We start from the raw sequence: 16528 nt of genomic DNA, 5'->3' as shown, positions 1-16528 counted from the left end.
GGCGGTCGGTCATTCCAGGAACGCCGACGGCGGAGGGCGCAGGCCTTCGGCCGGCCCGCCGTCGGCGCCCTGGGTGCCCGTCGTCGTCCCCTGGGTGCCCTGGGTGGTGCCGCCGTTGTCCTGGCCGCCCTGCGTCCGGCCGCCGTTGTCCTGGCCCCCGTTGTTCTGCCCGCCCTGGTTCTGGCCGCCGTTGTCCTGGCCGCCGTTGTTCTGTCCTCCCTGGTTCTGGCCGCCCTGCGTCCGGCCCCCGTTGTCCTGACCCCCTTGGTTCTGGCCGCCGTTGTCGCGGCCGCCCGTCGGCGGGCTCGGCCGTAGCGGAGGCGTGGGCGTGAGTTCGTCGTCCGGCGTCTCCAGCGGGGGGCTGGACTCGGGGGAGGGCGGTGGCGGGGGCTGCGCCGCGCCCGGCTGGAGTTCCAGATCGAAGTCGACGGGGTCGGTGCCCTCCAGCGCGGTCTTCGTGTACGCGGCCCAGATCCGGGCCGGGTAGCCGCCACCGCCGATCCGGGGCTCGCCCAGGGCCCCGTAGAGCGACTGGAGGGTGCCGGTGTCGGGGTCCTGGCCCATCATCGAGACGACCGTGACCAGGTTCGGGGTGTAGGCCGCGAACCAGGCCGAGCGGTCCAGTTCGCCCGTGCCGGTCTTGCCGGCGGCCGGGTGGCCGGCGGCGAGGGCCGCCGTACCGGTGCCGTTGTCCACGACGCTGACCAGCATGGACGTGGTGGTGTCGGCGGCCTCGCGGCTGATGGCCTGGGTGGGGGTGCGCTCGGGCAGGCCGATCGTGTCGCCGCCCTTGGTGATCTTCTCCAGGAAGGTGTACGGGGTGCGTCGGCCGTGGTCGGCGAGGGTCGCGTAGGCCTGGGTCATGTCCAGGACGCTGGCCTGCATCGTGCCGAGCGCCATGGCGGGGCCCGTGACGAAGTTCGGGGTGTCCTCGGGGATGCCGAGGTCGACGGCGGTCTTCTTGACCTTGCCGGTGCCGACATCGACCACCATCTGCGCGTACACGGCGTTGACGGAGAGGTCGGTGGCGGTGTTGACGGTGATGTTCCCGTACGAGATCTGGCCCTCGTTCTCGGGGCTGAAGCGGATCCGGCCGCCCACGACGGGGCGCCGGTTGTCGCCGTTGTAGATCGTGTTCGGGGTGATCCGGCGGCCGTCCTGGGTGCGGGAGCCGTTCTCGACGGCGGACGCGAAGACGAACGGCTTGAAGGTGGAGGCGACCTGGTAGTCGTGCCGGGTCGCGTTGTTGACGTACTGCTTGGTGTAGTCGACGCCGCCGTACATGGCGACGACCTTGCCGGTGGCCGGATCGATGGAGACCCCGCCGGCCCGCACCAGCCGGTCCGCCTTGCGCGTCTCCGGCTCGAGTTTGCTCATCATCTGGTCGTCGACGGCCTCGACGAAGGCGGTCTGGCGGCGCTTGTCGATGGTGGAGGTGATCCGGTAGCCGCCCTCGGCGAGGGTCTTGTCGTCGAGGATCTTGTTCTCGACGATGTAGTCCTTGATCGCTTCGACGAGGTAGCCGCGCTGGCCGGACAGGCCCGCGGCCGCGCGGACCTTGCCGGGCTCGGGGAACTGCGTCGTGGCGCGCTCGGTCTCGGACAGCCAGCCCTTCTTGACCATGCCGTCGAGTACGTAGTTCCAGCGGGCGAGCGCGCGGGGGCGGCTCTGGGGGTGGGCGACCACGTCGAAGGCGCTGGGGGAGTTGAGGAGGGTGGCGAGGTAGGCGCCCTCGGCGGTGGTGAGGCTGCCGGCGTCCTTGCCGTAGTAGGCCTGGGCGGCGGCCTGGATGCCGTAGGCGTTGCGGCCGAAGTAGCTGGTGTTCAGGTAGCCCTCGAGGATGTAGTCCTTCGACTTCTCGCGGCCGAGTTTGATCGCGATGAAGAACTCTTTGACCTTGCGTTTGATCGTCTGTTCCTGGCCCAGGTAGTAGTTCTTGACGTACTGCTGGGTGATGGTGGAGCCGGACTGGGTGCCCTTGCCGGTCGCGGTGTTCCAGGCGGCGCGGAGCATCGCCTTGGGGTCCACCGCCCGTTCGGAGTAGAAGTCCCGGTCCTCGGCGGCCAGTACGGCTTCCTGCACGGTCCGCGGGACCTGGGAGAGCGGCACGTTGACGCGGTTGACCTCGCCGTCGCGGGCGATCTGCGAGCCGTCGGAGTAGAGGTAGACGTTGGACTGCGCGGTGGCGGCGGCGTTGGCCGGCGGGATGTCGACCAGCAGGTAGCCGGCCACGAGGGCGCCGCCGATCAGCAGGGCCAGGAGCAGGACGGCGCCCAGGACCATGCGCCACGTGGGGATGAGGCGGCGCCAGCCGGTGCGCTTGCGGCGGGGCTCCTTCCCCGGTGCGGGCGGCCCGGGTTGGGGCTGCGGTTGCGGCTGGGCCTGTGACTGCGGCTGGGCCTGTGGCTGCTGCCGGTCCCCGGGTTGCTGCCCCTCTCCCGGTTGCTGTCGGGGCCGCTGGTTCGCCCGTGGCTGCCGTGCTTCGGGCGGGGTGTCCGGGTCACGAGGGGTCCAGCCCGGGGGTGGTGACTGGTCGCTCATCTCCAGGACTCCTCGACGCCGTTCGAAATATCCACTTCTGTACCTCATGGTGTCTACCCGATGGCCGGTGATTCCGCTCCGGACGGGCGTAAATCGGTCGCGTGGATCGCCCCTCCGCACTAAGCTCGCGCGCTTTGGCCGACGTAGGAACGACGTGGAAAACGGAGGGATACGGTGCGCCGGAGAGTGCGTCTCTACCTGGCGGTCGCGGCAGGCGGATTCAGGCGGTACGCCACCTATGGAACGGCGACGGCGGCCGGGGTCTTCACCAACACCACCTTCGGATTCATCGTGGCGTACACGTACATCGCGCTGTGGGACGAGCGCCCCGGGCTCGGCGGCTACGACCAGGCGCAGGCCCTCACCTTCGTGTGGGTGAGCCAGTCGCTGCTTGCCGCAGGGGCGTTGATCGGAGGCGGCTTCCAGGAGGAGATCCAGGAGCGGGTGCGCACGGGCGACATCGCCGTCGACCTCTACCGGCCGGCGGACCTCCAGATGTGGTGGCTCGCCGCCGACATGGGCCGGGCCGGATTCCAGCTGCTGGGGCGCGGGCTGGTCCCGCTGGCGGCGGGGGCGCTGGCGTTCTCGCTGGCGCTGCCCACCGATCCGCTGCGCTGGCTGCTGTTCCTGGTCTCGGTCGTTCTCGGGCTGACGGTGAGCTTCGCGGTGCGCTACCTGCTGGGGCTGCTGGCCTTCTGGCTGATGGACGGGTCCGGCATCAACATGATGGCCACCGTCGTCTCGATCTTCTTCTCCGGGATGCTGCTGCCGCTGACCGTCTTCCCGGGCGGCTTCGGCGAGTTCGTGCGCGTCCTGCCGTGGTCGGCGATGCTCCAGGTGCCCATGGACGTCCTGCTGGGCAAGCACGCGGGGGCCGGGGGCGCGGCCGAGGCGCTGGGGTTCCAGGCCGGCTGGGCGCTCGTCCTGCTGGGCGTGGGGCGGCTGCTGCAGTCGGCTGCGACGCGGAAGGTGGTGGTCCAGGGTGGCTGAGGCACAGGCGGAGGCCGTGGGGCCCGCGGAGGCCGTCGAGGCGGCGCCGGGACGGGAGTTGACGGCGCCGCAGGGGGTGACGCCGGGGGCGGGGCCGGGGCCGCTCGGCGGGTCCGCTCGCGTACGGCAGGTCCGGGAGGGGCTGCGCGGCTACGGGCTGATCGTGGCGATGTGGATCCGGTCGACGATGACGTACCGGGCGTCCTTCGCGCTGTCCGCCTTCGGGAACGCCGCGATCACCCTCCTCGACTTCGTCACGATCTTCATCATGTTCTCGCACGTGGACGTCCTCGGCGGCTTCACGCTGCCCGAGATCGCCCTCCTGTACGGGTCCTGCTCGGCCTCGCTGGGCCTGGCGGACCTGCTGATGGGGAACACCGACCGGATCGGCGCCCGGATCCGGGACGGCTCGCTGGACACGATGCTGGTGCGCCCGGTCCCGGTGCTCGCGCAGGTCGCGGCGGACCGGTTCGCGCTGCGCCGGCTCGGGCGGGTCATGCAGGGGCTCGGGGTGCTGGGCTGGGCGCTCTGGACCCTGGACGTGGACTGGACGGCCGGGAAGGTGCTGATGGTGCCCGTGATGATCGTGTCCGGGGCGGCGATCTTCGCGGCGGTGATGGTGACCGGGGCGGCCTTCCAGTTCATCGCCGGGGACGCGGCGGAGGTGCAGAACTCCTTCACCTACGGCGGCTGCACGATGCTCCAGTACCCCCCGACGATCTTCGCGAAGGACCTGCTGCGCGGGGTCACCTTCGTCGTGCCGCTCGCCTTCGTCAACTGGCTGCCCGCGCTGTACGTGCTGGGGCGGCCCGATCCGCTGGGACTGCCGGGGTGGGTCGCGTACCTGAGCCCGCTGGTGGCCTTCCTGGTGTTCCTGCCCGCGTCGCTGGCGTGGCGCGCGGGAGTCCGTTCGTACCGAAGCACGGGGAGCTAGCTGTGGCTGACGCGGATGCGCTGATCTCGCTGGACGGGGTCGAGAAGGTCTTCGACGTACGGCGCCGGGTGAGTCTGATGCGCCGGGAGAAACGCCAGGTGCGGGCGGTGGACGGGATCAGCTTCGAGGTCGCGCGGGGCGAGATGGTCGGCTACATCGGGCCCAACGGCGCCGGGAAGTCGACCACCATCAAGATGCTGACGGGCATCCTGACCCCGAGCGGCGGCCGGCTGCGGGTCGCGGGCATCGACCCGTCGCGGGAGCGGATGCGCCTCGCGCACCGGATCGGGGTGGTCTTCGGGCAGCGCACCACGCTGTGGTGGGACCTTCCGCTGAAGGACTCGTACGGGCTGATGCGGCGGATGTACCGGATCCCGTCGGCGCGGTTCGCGGAGAACCTGGAACGCTGCGTGGACCGGCTGGACCTGGCCGAGCTGCTCGACGTACCGGTACGGCAGCTGTCGCTCGGGCAGCGGATGCGCGGGGACATCGCGGCGGCGCTGCTGCACGATCCGGAGGTGCTGTACCTGGACGAGCCGACGATCGGGCTCGACGTGGTGAGCAAGGCGAAGGTACGGGGCTTCCTGCGGCAGTTGAACGAGGAGCTCGGGACGACGGTGCTGCTGACCACGCACGACCTCCAGGACATCGAGCAGCTGTGCGAGCGGGTGATGGTGATCGACCACGGGCGGCTGATGTACGACGGGGTGCTGGACGGTCTGCACGCGGCGGGTTCGGCGGGCGCGAGCGAGCGGACGTTGGTGGTGGACCTGGAGCGGGAGCTCGCGCCGATCGAGGTGGCGGGTGCGCGGGTGGTGAAGGTGGAGGGGCTGCGGCAGTGGCTGGCCTTCCCGGCGGGGACGTCGGCGGCCCCGCTGGTGGCGGCGGTCGCGGCGGAGTACCCGCTGGTGGACCTGTCGGTGCGGGAACCGGACATCGAGGACGTGATCGCGCGCATGTACGCGGGCCGCGGCTGACGCCTCTCACACGGCGGGGCGGTCAACCGGCCGGGTCAGGGGAAAACCGGGGTCGATCTCAGGGACGTGCCCAGGTCCTCCCCGTACAACTCCCGGGAAACCCTGCATAGTCTGGTGCGCATGAGTGACGATCGGCCGGAGAAGCCGTTGCCGGAGCTGAGGGCGTCGGATGCCGACCGGGACCGGGTGGCGGAGCGTCTGCGGGACGCCGTCGCCGAGGGCCGGCTCGACATGGAGGAATTCGAGGAGCGGCTGGAGGCGGCGTACAAGTCCCGGACGTACGCGGAACTGGAACCGCTGACGCGGGACCTGCCGGCGGCGGCGGGGCCGGCCGCGCAGCCGGTGCCGGCCGCCGGGTCGGCAGCCGCGCCGTGGTCGGGGCGGATCGGCGGGGCGGGGACCTCCACGCTGGCGGTCGCGGTCATGTCGGGGTTCCAGCGCAAGGGCCGGTGGACGGTGCCGGCGCGGTTCGACGCGGTGGCGTTCTGGGGCGGCGGCGAGCTGGACCTGCGCGAGGCGGACTTCGCGCAGCGCGAGGTGGTGATCAACTGCGTCGCGATCATGGGCGGCATCGAGATCACGGTGCCGCCGGGGGTGGAGCTCGACGTACGGGGCTTCGGCTTCATGGGCGCCTTCGACCAGCGCCACAGCCCGGGCCCGTCCCTGCCGGGCGCCCCGCGGGTCGTCATCACGGGCTTCGCCTTCTGGGGCGGCGTCGAAATCAAGGTCAAGCCCCCCAAACCCCCGACACCGGGCCCGTCCCTCCGCAAAGAGCTGTAGCGACGCAGCCGGGGGCAGGGGCGTCGCCCGCCGCGCCGCCTGCGGGCGCCGTTGCGGGCCAGCAGGGCACGCGGCGGGCCCGCACCCCGGTCCCTGCGGGCATCGGCGTCGGCGGCTCGGCTTGGCCGACGGCCGGCCGGTGCCCCGGGCAGGGGCCGCATCGGCCCCGTCGCGGCAGCGTCACCCCGGACCGGACCGGACCGGGCCAGGCCGGGGCGTGGCCCTGTGCCCGGTAGGGAACGGATCGGTCGGCCGGAGGCCGAGGGGGTCGGGCCGTCGCGGCAGCGGCACGGGGGGCGCGGGCCTCCCGTACCGCAGCCCCCGCGGGAGCGAAAGGGCGTGGCGGGAACTCCTCGGGCCTCCCAGGAGTCGGATGCTATGCAGACAAAACCGGCGCCCCCGGGGGAAGGCAGGAGCACGTGGAGAACCGCAGCACAGCCGGAGGCACCGCCCCGCCGCCGGCGCCACCACCACCCGTACCGCCCCCCGCCCGCGGAGCGTTCGTGTTCAACGCCGCGGACGAGGAGCGCCGGCGCGGTGTCCGGCGGATGAAGACCCTCGCGACGGGTCTGCTGATCCTGGTGGCGCTGGTCTACGTACTGGCCAAGTACGCCCAGCACGCGTGGGGCGCCGGCGGCTGGGCCGCGTACGTGGCCGCCGCGGCCGAGGCCGGCATGGTCGGCGCGCTCGCGGACTGGTTCGCCGTCACCGCCCTGTTCAAGCGGCCGCTCGGCCTGCCCATCCCGCACACCGCGATCATCCCGACCAAGAAGGACCAGCTCGGCGTCACCCTCGGCGAGTTCGTCGGCGAGAACTTCCTCTCCTCCGACGTGGTCCGCGCCCGCCTCCACGCCCTCGGCATCGGCGGCCGCCTCGGGGCCTGGCTGGCCGAGCCCGCCCACGCGGACCGGGTCACGGCCGAGCTGGCGGCAGCCCTGCGCGGCGCGCTGACCGTACTGCGCGACTCCGACGTGCAGGCCGTCGTCGGCGAGGCGATCACCCGGCGCGCGGAGACCGCCGAGATCGCGCCGGGCATCGGCAAGACCCTGGAGCGGGTCGTCGCGGACGGCGGCCACCGCCGGGCCGTCGACCTGATCTGCGCCAAGGCCCACGACTGGCTCGTCACGCACGGGGACTCGATCACGGACGCGGTCCAGGGCGGCGCCCCCGGCTGGACCCCGCGGTTCGTGGACCGCAAGGTGGGCGAGCGCGTCTACAAGGAGCTGCTCCGTTTCATCACGGAGATGCGGGACATGCCCGAGCACCCGGCGCGCGGGGCGGTGGACCGGTTCCTGCGGGACTTCGCGGCCGACCTCCAGTCGGACACGGAGACCCGCGCGAGGGTGGAGCGCCTCAAGTCCGAGATCCTGGCGCGCGACGAGGTCCAGGACGTCATCGCCTCGGCCTGGTCGGCGATCCGCTCGATGATCATCTCGGCGGCGGAGGACGAGCAGAGCGAGCTGCGCCTGCGGGTCCGCGCCTCGCTGATCTCCCTGGGGGCGCGGCTGGCCACCGACGGCCGGCTGCAGGCGAAGCTGGAGGGATGGATCGAGGGCGCGGTCGTCTACGTCGTCACCACCTACCGGACCGAGATCACCTCGCTGATCACGGACACGGTGGCCGGCTGGGACGCCGAGCACACCTCCCGCAAGATCGAGGCCCACATCGGCCGCGACCTGCAGTTCATCCGGATCAACGGCACGGTGGTCGGCGCCCTGGCGGGCCTGCTGATCTACTCGGTGTCCCGCGCCTTCGGGGCCTAGCCCGAGAAGAGGACGCTACGGGAGCGGCAGGGGCAGCTCCAGCTGGGCGTGCCCGCGGGCGGTGACGCCCGGCGGCGCGGGGCGGGCCGCGCCCAGGGCGAGGAGGGCGCGCAGGGCCCCGACGACGTCCGCCGGCCGGTCCCGGAGGATCGCCGGGGTCGTACTGGCGACCAGGACGCCCCGGGACTCCAGGCGCAGCCGGCGGTGCAGCGTGGCCTGCCAGGCGTCGCGCGTGTAGTGGTACTCCGCGGAGTCGACCTCCAGCGCCACGCCCTCCTCGGGCCAGTACGCGTCCGGTGAGGCGAGGAACGCGCCGTCCGGGGCGTAGAGGCGGGCGTTCCACAGCGGTGCGGGCAGGTCGGTGGCCGACAGGGTGTCGCGGGCGCGGCCCTCGGCGATCGAGCGGACCCCGGCGAGCAGTTCCGCGGCGGCGGCGCGGACGGCGGGGCGGTGCCGGACGCGGCCGGCGCGCAGTTCGGCGTGCAGGTCGTGGGGGTGGCACCAGCCGCCCTGGACGACGTTCGCGAGGACGGAGCGCACCAGGTCGGGGTCGTCCGTGCGGGCCGCGAAGTCGGCGGCGGCGCGGACCGGGCGGGCGCTGGGGACGCCGTGGATGTGGATGGTCGCGGGCCAGCGGGAGGTCGGGGCGGGCCGGACGCGGCCGGCGGCCGTCACCGTGCGCGGGGAGCGTACGAGGACGTGGAGCGGGTCGGGCGGGGCGCCGCGGATGCCGAGGAGCGCGAGCGCGGCGCCGCCGGTGAGCGCCGCGGTCGCCCCGGACAGCGGGTCGGCGGCGGGCTCGGCGGCGTACAGGACGGCGGACAGCGCGTGTTGCCGGGGGTCCGGCGGGCCGGTCTGCAGGAGGTACACCCGTGGCAGGAGCCGTTGCCAGGGCCCTGCGCGGCGGCTGCGGCCGCTGATGGTGGCGGCCGGGATGCCGGCCTGCCTGAGCTGGTGGCGGGTGGCCATGTTGAGCTGGCGCTGGGCGACGGCGATGCGTGTGATCATGCCCCGGGTATGCCCGGTGGGGTGCGGGCGATGCTCAGGCCGAGGGGTGGTTCGGGGCGAGGAAGACGACGACGCCGTTCTCCGTTCCGGGCAGCGGGGTGACCTCGTGCCAGCCGAGCCGGCGGTAGGTGGCGACGGTGTCGGTGGCGATGCGTGCGGTGAGGAGCCAGGCGCGGGAGTCGGGGGCGTCGGCGGTGATCTCGGCGAGGAGGGCGCGGCCGGTGCCGTGGCCGCGCGCGTGCGGGAGTACGGCGAGCTCGTCGATCTCCAGGGCGCCGATGAGGAGTTCCCGTACGCGCGGTCGGCCGAGCTGCGCGGTGACCTGCCCGTAGGCCCGGTCGGTGGGGAAGGTTTTGGGGGTCAGCCAGGCGGTGGCGAATCCGTCGATGCCGACGGCGGACTGGGCGAAGGCGGTACGGAATCCCGTACGGCGGCTGTCGGCCTGGAGCCGGGCGGTGAACTGGCGAATGGTTTCTTCGTCTTCGTTCCACGGCGGCGCGGAGAAGACCTCGCTGTAGGTGTCGGCGAGTTCGTCCGACAGGTCGAGGACGGCCGGTCCATAACAGATCACGTTTGCAGCTCCTTGGGCCGGCTTGGGCGGCTTCGGTCGTATCGCCCCTCTCGGAGAGTGAATCTACGCCCGGGAGGTTCCCTTCAGGGCAGGTGCACGGATCCGGAGGGTGTGCGACAAATCCGACTTCCGTACGGTGTCGCGGGCCGCCCGTATCGGCGGCGCACGGGCGGGCGTTGAACGGGGAGAGCGCGAAGCGGAGCGGAACGCACCGAGTGACGCGCACGACTCACAGGACACGTACGACCTTGTACGACTCGCACGACACCCGGAGCCCAGCGTGCCGACGAACACCCTCATCACCCGCGTCCTGGTCGCTCTCGGGGGCTGCGCCGTGGCGTTCTTCATCATCCTGGGGGTGATGGCGGTGCTTCCCCGCGCCGTTCAGGACACCGTCCCGCCCGGTGTCCTCGGCGGGGCGGTCGTGGTGCTGGGGGTGGTGGCCGCGCGCCGCTTCGCCCGGCGGGCGCGTTAGCCTCGACCGATGACGTCCGAACGGCCGGAGGCACCCACCATGGCTCAGCTCCCCACCTCACTCGTGGCCGCAGCCGGCCTCGTCGGCGGCTACGCCGCCGCCCGCTGGACCGGCAAGCGCCCCCTCGGCGGCGTGGTCCTCGCGGCCGCCGGCACCGTCGCGGCCCGCGAATGGCACCGCCGCACGACCCCGACGACGACGGCCCTCCTCGGCGCGGCCTACATCGCCGCCTTCGCGGCCTCCCACCCCCTGGCCAAGAAGATCGGCCCCTGGCCCGCGGTCTTCACCGCCGCCACCACAATGGCCGCCACCACCTACGCCACAGCCGACCGCTGACCCACCGCGCCCGCGTCCGGCCTTCGTCTTACGGACCGAATACCGCACGGCTGTCGGTCCGTCGCGCAAGCGTTTGCCGTGGCGGGTCCGGGCGCTGGCTAGTGGGTTGCCTCGCGCTGGATGGTCTTCCCCGTGGCTTCCTCAATGAGCTGGATGACAATTTCCAGTCGTTCGTTCAGGAACGTCGTGTAGTCGTCGTTCAGGAGCCCGCTGGCCTGCTGACTCGCGATGGCGTGCGATGCCAGTACGTCCGTCAGCCTCTGCTCGCCGTATGCGCTCTTCATCTTCTCGATGTAGACGCTGGGGGCGTGGCTCGCGATGATGCGATTCGTCTCCCCGTCGATGAGGGAGCGGTTGAGCATCAGCTCGGAGCTTTCGGAGCCTTGTTGCTTGGCCAGGTGGGCCTTCGGGAAGATGTGGTGGGACTCGGCTTCCAGCGCACGGGTGGCCGTCATGCTCTGGCCGGTGTGGAAGTCAGCAGCTCTGTTCTTGACGAGCAGGCAAATCAGGCCCGAATAGAGGGCCTTGCGCCGCACTGTCGCCGCTCGCAGTGTCGCCGCGTTGATGTGCAACGCGTCGATCGCTTCGGGCGCCTCGCCGTCGCCGGCGATGATCCAGTGGGAGAGCCGTGAGTAGTCGGCACCCATCTGGCTGTTCGCGCCCTGGTCGTAATTGGTGGTGAAGGTACTCGCCCAGAAGAACCGCTGTAGCCGGCGCAGAGCTTCGGAACGCTCCAGAGGCTTCAGTTCCTTCTGCTTGTCCCACACGGCGGCCATAGGAGTGAGGAGCATCCCGTACGGGAGCCACTTCTGAGAGGTGACGCCGCAATCTGACTGGAGCATGTCGATCACGGCTGCGAAGCCTGCGGTCGTGCTCTCCCAGTAGGCCTTGATGTCGTCTCCGGTCAGCCTCTTGAGGACGTCCGATCGCTGGGCAGTCCCCCGGACTCGCAGGCAGATGGCCTGGAGGACGTTGTACGGATCGATGCGAAATTCCTTGAGAGCCCTGTGGTTGGCCTCGGCCTCGTCCCAGAGGTCCCGCAGATTCACTCCTTGGGGGAAGAACCGTGCGGTGAGGAGCTCGAAGGGGCCAAGCGGCTTTCCGGTCCGGTTCAACGTCTCGAAGATGGTGCAGACGGCATCCATCGACGTTGAACTGGGGAGGGTGAGGACAGGAAGGCCGTAGGTCTTCAGCGGGCTGATGTACTTGTCGCGCATTTCCCGGTAGAGGCTCTTCGCCTCCTTCGCGGAAAGCGGTATTCCCGGATCGTTCTCTATCGCGTCAGCATAGTCGTCCAACCAGTCATCGAACTGGTGGACTTCGGCTATGGGGAGATGGGACGGCATAGGTGGCTGGCTGCGTCGACCCGCCTTCGCGATGGCGGGCATGGAGAGGATCGCCTTCTCGAAGTCCACGTCAGGAACCTCGCGGACGCTCCGAGACGGGATGTCGACGAACTCGTCGACCTTGATGTAGTACCGCTCGTCGCCCGATCCGGTCAGAGCCTGGTAGAGCGACGTGAGGCGCTGCTGCCCGTCCAGGACCAGTACCGAAGGCGGCTTGTTGGACGTGCTCGGAGCACCGTCGAAGCTCCGGCTGGCAAAGGCCTGGCCCTCTCCCTGCTCCCAGAAGAGGAGTGTGCCCACGGGGTAGCGCGACATGATGGAGCCGAGAAGCTCTGCGGTCCGGGTGGAATCCCATACGAAGTCCCGCTGGAAATCGGGAAGGGCGATCTCCTGGCTTTGAATTCGAGTCACGATATTCAGGACCTGAAGCGGATTGGTCTGGAATATGGGGTCCGACTCGTATGCGCTGGTCATGGATTCCTTCGGGATGAAAACGGATTGCGGGCCGTATGGTGCCCGGTGTTAGTTACTGCCCCCGTGGCATTCCGCGTACGGCTTGCCCGATGTGCACCAGCAGGGGTTGGTGGGGGTGGGGGGCCAGGGGGTGGCTTTGCCGCGGGCCGCGAGGGTGGTGGCGTATTCGGCCAGGAGGGACGGGGAGGCCGGGGAGGTCTTCTCGGAGGCTGCGAAGGCCTCGTACGAGGGGACGCTCGCGGTGACGATGCCGAGGTTCGTGGTGCCCGAGGCGGCCAGGGCGCGCAGGGAGGTCTCGATCTCCCGCAGGTGGGCCTCGTGCGAGGCGTACTCCGTGGCGAGGGTGGGGTACGAGGTGAGGAGCTCGGCCAGTTCGCGCGCGGGCCAGTGGAGGATCGCCACCGGGAACGGCCGGGAGAGGGCCGCGCGGCGGTCGCCCAGTTCGGCGCGCAGGCGGGCGATCTCGGCGCGCAGTTCGGCCGGGTCGTCGGAGCCGAGCGCCCAGATGCGCTTCGGGTCGTGGAGCTCGTCCAGGGGGATCGGGCCGATGTGACGGGTGTCGGCGACCATGTCCCAGTCGTCGTGCGGGCGCCCGAGGAGGCGGCGTACCCGATGGCGGCCCGTCAGGAGGGCGGTGGTGGCCTGGGTGAGCGGGGCGTCCTCCGTGATGAGGAGGGTCGCCGCTTCCGTGAAGCACTCGTGCGAGGCCTCCAACTCGTCGTGCGCCTCCAGGGCTTCCGCGATGACCTCCCACGGCGCCGGGTCCTTGGGCGAGGCGGCGCGGATGCCCGAGATGAGGGCGCGGGCCTCCGCCTCGTGGCCGTACTCCCACAGGTTCGCCGCCTGCAGGGCCTTGATCAGGTGGGGGTCGGAAGGTGAGGAGGACAGGAGTTGGTCGTAGAGGGCGCTCGCCCGGTCGCGTGCGTCGGCCAGTTCGAGGTGGGCCGCGGCCTGGAGGAGCAAGGGCTCCTGGTCCTCGGGGTAGCGGGTCGCCGTGCGGATGAGGCGCTCGGCTTCGGCGATGTGCTCGGCAGGCGTGTCGGGGCGCATGGTTCACACCGTACTGCCGCTGGTCAGTTGACGGGGGAGGACTTAGGGTGCCGCCCGTGCGGGATCACATACCTGTGGTGGTTCAGGGGAGCGGCCGGCGGGCGCGCCGGGCCGGTCTCGTGGGGGTGCTGTGGGCGGCCGCCGAGCTGACCGTCACCGTGGGCGTGGTGGTGTTGTTGCTGGTGGTGCACCAGGTGTGGTGGACGAACCGGCAGGCCGCGGCCGCCGCGCAGGAGCAGGTCCAGTCCCTGGAGCGGGCCTGGGGGCAGGATCCCGCACCTGGTGAAGGGGCCGGTGCATCTGACGTACCTGATGTTCCGGAGGCGGCCGCGGCCGTACCCGGACCTGAACCCGCCCCCGCAGGGCCGTCACGGTCCTCCCGGCCCGCCGCCGGGCCGGCGGCGCAGCGGGACCGGGCGTACGCCGTCCTGCGCATCCCGCGCCTCGGGCTCGTCGTCCCCGTCGTGCAGGGGATCGACAAGCGGGCCGTCCTCGACAAGGGCTACGTCGGGCAGTACCCCGGGACCGCCGGGCCCGGGGAGGGGGGGAACTTCGCGCTGGCCGGCCACCGGAACACCCACGGCGAGCCCTTCCGGTACATCAACCGGCTGCGGGCGGGCGACGAGCTGATCGTCGACATCCGGGGGCGCAGGTTCACATATGTGGTCGGGAAGATCCTGAGCGAGACGACCGAGCGGGACACCGGGGTGATCGCACCCGTGCCGCGGAGCGTGGTGAAGCCGGACCAGGGGTACGGCGAGCCCGGCGCGTACATCACCCTCACCACCTGCACGCCCGAGTACAGCTCCAAGTACCGGCTGGTGGTCTGGGGAACCCTCAAGTCGTCCTGACCCGTTCCGTTGTCAGCAGGGACGGTTACCATCGAACGCGTACGTGAATTCGCGCGCGGGAGTGGAGAGGGGGAGGTTCGTATGGCCAACGTGTTCGCCCGTGCCACGCGCGCCCTCGCCGTGCTGCTCCCGCTCGTGCTGCTCGGGGGAGTCCTCGGGCTGTTCGCCGGAGAGAGCGGGCTGGGCGCCGTCGTGGTCGCCCTCGCGGCCACCGTCGCCGTGGGCACCGAGGCCCTGGCCGCCGCCACCCGCCTCGTGCGGCCCGTTCCACCGCACCGCATACGCACCGCGATACGTGATCGCGAGCAGCGCACGGCGTTCCTGCCGCAGCGTGATCCCGACGCCTCGGGCCGGTCGCGGCCCAGGGCGCCCGGCCGTGCCCTCCTGACGGCCGCGTAGGGGCGCGCAGTACATCTCGTTGTCGTGCTTGTCCTCGCCTTCTGCTGACTGAACACTGTCGTCGCCCCTCGCGGGTCGTCACGCCGAAATGCATCTCTTTCGACGTTCGACGAGACCCTTCGGAGGGCCCACGTGTCCGTTTTCACCCACCTTGTTGCTGAGCTGGGCCGGCTTCTGGAGCCGGTACTGGCCCAGTCCGCGACCGCTGCCGCGATCGTGCTGTTCACCGTGCTCGTACGGCTCGCCCTGCACCCGCTGAGCCGGGCCGCCTTCCGCGGGGCGACCCCGGTGGCGGGGTGCCTGCCGCTGCTGCTCCAGCTGCCGGTGTTCTTCGTGATGTACCAGGCGTTCTCCTCGTCGAAGGTCGGCGGCGAGGCCAACGAGTTGCTCGGACACCGGCTCTTCGCCGCGCCGCTGGGCTCCCGGTGGACCGAGGCGCTGGGGGAGGGCGGTCTGTTCGGGGCGCAGGGGCTGGTGTTCCTCGGGCTGTTCGGGGCGATCGCGGTGGTCGCCGCCTGGAGTGCGGTACGGGGACGCAAGGCGGCGGCCGTGACCGCGGAGGCGGCTGCGACTGCCTCCGCTTCCGCCTCCGCGGCGACGCCGGCCGGCCGCGGCAAGGCCAAGCCGGGGGCGGCGAAGGCCAAGGCGGGTGCCAAGGCCGGGGTCGTGGCCGAGGTGACCGCCGAGCAGCAGGAGGTCATGCGCAAGCTGGGCGGCGTACTGCCCCTGCTGTCGTTCGGGACCCTGATCACGGCCGCCGTGGTGCCGCTCGCCGCCGGGCTGTACCTGCTGACCACCACCGCGTGGTCGGTGGCGGAGCGCGCCTGGCTCCAGTACCGCAAGGAGCGGGCGGAGAAGAGCGAGCTGACAGAACAGACGGAGCGGGCCGTGGCCAGCGGTGGAGCGGTGCGTTCCAGTCTGTGAACAGGGTCTTGCGGATTGGGCGGACATCTTGGAGGATCAACCAATCCTCCGATGGCCGCAACCCATCGGCCGGCCCGTGGCACGCCCATGGGCCGACCACCCACGACCACGGGAGAATGCCCATGAAGCTGCTGCGTGTCGGACCCGTCGGGTCGGAACGCCCCGCGCTGCTCGACCAGGACGGGACCCTGCGTGACCTGTCCGGCCTGATCACGGATGTGGACGGCGGCCTGCTGGAGGACGACTCCGTGCTGTCCCGGGTGCGGGACGCGGCCGCCTCCGGTGAGCTTCCGGTCCTGGGCGCCGAAGGGCTCCGGATCGGTGCGCCGGTCGGCCGCATCGGCAAGGTCGTGGGCATCGGCCTGAACTACTTCGGGCACGCGGCCGAGATCGGCGCGGAGCCGCCGGCCGAGCCGATCCTGTTCCTGAAGGCCGCGGACACCGTGGTCGGCCCCGACGACACCGTGCTGATCCCGCGCGGCAGCGTGAAGACCGACTGGGAGGCCGAGCTCGGCGTCGTCATCGGCAGCACCGCCCGCTACCTGTCCTCCGCCGAGGAGGGCCTCGCGCACGTGGGCGGCTACGTGCTGGTCAACGACGTCTCGGAGCGCGAGTTCCAGATCGAGCGCGGCGGCACCTGGGACAAGGGCAAGAACTGCGAGACCTTCACCCCGCTCGGCCCCTGGCTGGTCACCGCCGACGAGGTCGCGGACCCGCAGGTCCTGGACGTGAAGCTGTGGGTCAACGGCGAGCTGAAGCAGGACGGCAACACCTCGGACCAGATCTTCCCGGTCGGCGAGGTCGTCCGGTACCTGAGCCAGTTCATGACCCTCTACCCCGGCGACGTCATCGTCACGGGTACGCCGGCCGGCGTGGCCATGGGCCAGCCGGAGCCGAAGCCGTACCTGCGGGCGGGTGACGTCGTGGAGGTGGCGATCGAGGGCCTGGGCCGTCAGCGCCAGGAGTTCAAGAGCGCCTAGAAGCACAGGCGGGGAGGGGGGGGGGCCGCCCCCCCCCCCCCCCCCCCCCCCCCCCCGCCCGCGCCCGGCCCCCCCCCCCCCCCGCGGGGGCGGGGGGGGGGCCCCCCCCCCCCCCCCCCCCGGCCCCGC

The 16528-nt window shown here is 71.5% G+C and carries 15 protein-coding genes and 1 pseudogene; 11 read left to right on the top strand and 5 right to left on the bottom strand.

Annotation, left to right across the window (positions count from 1 at the left end):
• Positions 1-9: 9 nt before the first annotated feature.
• Complete coding sequence (locus tag ACFYZ4_RS23695; protein WP_390784762.1) at positions 10-2541, bottom strand: transglycosylase domain-containing protein; 2532 nt, start codon at positions 2539-2541, stop codon at positions 10-12.
• A 186-nt stretch (positions 2542-2727) separates the two neighbouring features.
• Between ACFYZ4_RS23695 and ACFYZ4_RS23690 the strand changes: the two genes are divergently transcribed.
• The 5 genes and pseudogenes from ACFYZ4_RS23690 (at position 2728) to ACFYZ4_RS23670 (ending at position 7985) form a co-directional block, all read left to right on the top strand.
• On the top strand, positions 2728-3531 hold the full coding sequence (locus ACFYZ4_RS23690) for an ABC-2 family transporter protein (protein WP_351590128.1): 804 nt from the start codon (positions 2728-2730) through the stop codon (positions 3529-3531).
• Complete coding sequence (locus tag ACFYZ4_RS23685) at positions 3524-4465, top strand: ABC transporter permease (RefSeq protein ID WP_390784761.1); 942 nt, start codon at positions 3524-3526, stop codon at positions 4463-4465. The genes ACFYZ4_RS23690 and ACFYZ4_RS23685 overlap by 8 nt, the downstream gene beginning before the upstream one ends.
• A gap of 2 nt (positions 4466-4467) precedes the next feature.
• On the top strand, positions 4468-5442 hold the full coding sequence (locus ACFYZ4_RS23680) for an ATP-binding cassette domain-containing protein (RefSeq protein ID WP_390784760.1): 975 nt from the start codon (positions 4468-4470) through the stop codon (positions 5440-5442).
• Positions 5443-5562: 120 nt separating this feature from the next.
• Positions 5563-6183, top strand: a pseudogene (locus ACFYZ4_RS23675) (DUF1707 domain-containing protein); the annotation flags it as partial.
• Between the two features lie 587 nt (positions 6184-6770).
• Entirely contained in the window at positions 6771-7985 is a 1215-nt protein-coding gene (locus ACFYZ4_RS23670) for a DUF445 domain-containing protein (protein ID WP_384348470.1), read from the top strand.
• Between the two features lie 15 nt (positions 7986-8000).
• On the opposite strand, the gene ACFYZ4_RS23665 is transcribed toward ACFYZ4_RS23670, so the two are convergent.
• The gene (locus tag ACFYZ4_RS23665) at positions 8001-8993 is read right to left on the bottom strand and encodes a hypothetical protein (protein WP_351294474.1); all 993 of its coding nucleotides are present in this window, start codon (positions 8991-8993) and stop codon (positions 8001-8003) included.
• A gap of 34 nt (positions 8994-9027) precedes the next feature.
• Positions 9028-9564 (bottom strand): GNAT family N-acetyltransferase, encoded by a 537-nt coding sequence (locus ACFYZ4_RS23660; RefSeq protein ID WP_351294471.1) that lies wholly within the window; start codon positions 9562-9564, stop codon positions 9028-9030.
• A 280-nt stretch (positions 9565-9844) separates the two neighbouring features.
• On the opposite strand from ACFYZ4_RS23660, the gene ACFYZ4_RS23655 reads away from it, so the two are divergent.
• Complete coding sequence (locus tag ACFYZ4_RS23655) at positions 9845-10039, top strand: hypothetical protein (protein ID WP_351294468.1); 195 nt, start codon at positions 9845-9847, stop codon at positions 10037-10039.
• A 9-nt stretch (positions 10040-10048) separates the two neighbouring features.
• A complete protein-coding gene (locus ACFYZ4_RS23650) occupies positions 10049-10375 on the top strand; it encodes a hypothetical protein (protein WP_384348432.1) in 327 nt (108 codons plus the stop codon).
• A gap of 98 nt (positions 10376-10473) precedes the next feature.
• On the opposite strand, the gene ACFYZ4_RS23645 is transcribed toward ACFYZ4_RS23650, so the two are convergent.
• Both ACFYZ4_RS23645 and ACFYZ4_RS23640 read right to left on the bottom strand, forming a co-directional pair.
• Entirely contained in the window at positions 10474-12195 is a 1722-nt protein-coding gene (locus ACFYZ4_RS23645; protein ID WP_351294465.1) for a DUF262 domain-containing protein, read from the bottom strand.
• Positions 12196-12243: 48 nt separating this feature from the next.
• Positions 12244-13245 (bottom strand): SEC-C domain-containing protein, encoded by a 1002-nt coding sequence (locus tag ACFYZ4_RS23640; protein ID WP_351294462.1) that lies wholly within the window; start codon positions 13243-13245, stop codon positions 12244-12246.
• A 56-nt stretch (positions 13246-13301) separates the two neighbouring features.
• On the opposite strand from ACFYZ4_RS23640, the gene ACFYZ4_RS23635 reads away from it, so the two are divergent.
• From ACFYZ4_RS23635 to ACFYZ4_RS23620, 4 genes are all read left to right on the top strand, one after another.
• Positions 13302-14096 carry a class E sortase gene (locus ACFYZ4_RS23635; protein WP_390784759.1) on the top strand — a complete coding sequence of 265 codons (795 nt, stop codon included), beginning with the start codon at positions 13302-13304 and terminating at the stop codon, positions 14094-14096.
• Between the two features lie 81 nt (positions 14097-14177).
• The gene (locus ACFYZ4_RS23630; protein ID WP_390784758.1) at positions 14178-14495 is read left to right on the top strand and encodes a DUF6412 domain-containing protein; all 318 of its coding nucleotides are present in this window, start codon (positions 14178-14180) and stop codon (positions 14493-14495) included.
• A 132-nt stretch (positions 14496-14627) separates the two neighbouring features.
• Positions 14628-15419: a YidC/Oxa1 family membrane protein insertase gene (locus tag ACFYZ4_RS23625; RefSeq protein WP_390784757.1), complete on the top strand. Its 792-nt coding sequence runs from the start codon at positions 14628-14630 to the stop codon at positions 15417-15419.
• Between the two features lie 122 nt (positions 15420-15541).
• Complete coding sequence (locus ACFYZ4_RS23620; protein WP_390784756.1) at positions 15542-16399, top strand: fumarylacetoacetate hydrolase family protein; 858 nt, start codon at positions 15542-15544, stop codon at positions 16397-16399.
• The last annotated feature ends 129 nt before the right edge of the window (positions 16400-16528 follow it).

It is taken from the genome of Streptomyces sp. NPDC001513, from assembly GCF_042894695.1.
Lineage (GTDB): Bacteria > Actinomycetota > Actinomycetes > Streptomycetales > Streptomycetaceae > Streptomyces.
This window is presented reverse-complemented; position numbering and strand designations above follow the sequence as displayed.

Bases quoted from the DNA above. Each gene is read 5' to 3' on its own strand.
- ACFYZ4_RS23695 (WP_390784762.1), bottom strand. From the start codon at position 2,541: ATGAGCGACCAGTCACCACCCCCGGGCTGGACCCCTCGTGACCCGGAC.
- ACFYZ4_RS23670 (WP_384348470.1), top strand. From the start codon at position 6,771: ATGAAGACCCTCGCGACGGGTCTGCTGATCCTGGTGGCGCTGGTCTAC.
- ACFYZ4_RS23665 (WP_351294474.1), bottom strand. From the start codon at position 8,993: ATGATCACACGCATCGCCGTCGCCCAGCGCCAGCTCAACATGGCCACC.
- ACFYZ4_RS23650 (WP_384348432.1), top strand. From the start codon at position 10,049: ATGACGTCCGAACGGCCGGAGGCACCCACCATGGCTCAGCTCCCCACC.
- ACFYZ4_RS23645 (WP_351294465.1), bottom strand. From the start codon at position 12,195: ATGACCAGCGCATACGAGTCGGACCCCATATTCCAGACCAATCCGCTT.
- ACFYZ4_RS23640 (WP_351294462.1), bottom strand. From the start codon at position 13,245: ATGCGCCCCGACACGCCTGCCGAGCACATCGCCGAAGCCGAGCGCCTC.
- ACFYZ4_RS23630 (WP_390784758.1), top strand. From the start codon at position 14,178: ATGGCCAACGTGTTCGCCCGTGCCACGCGCGCCCTCGCCGTGCTGCTC.
- ACFYZ4_RS23620 (WP_390784756.1), top strand. From the start codon at position 15,542: ATGAAGCTGCTGCGTGTCGGACCCGTCGGGTCGGAACGCCCCGCGCTG.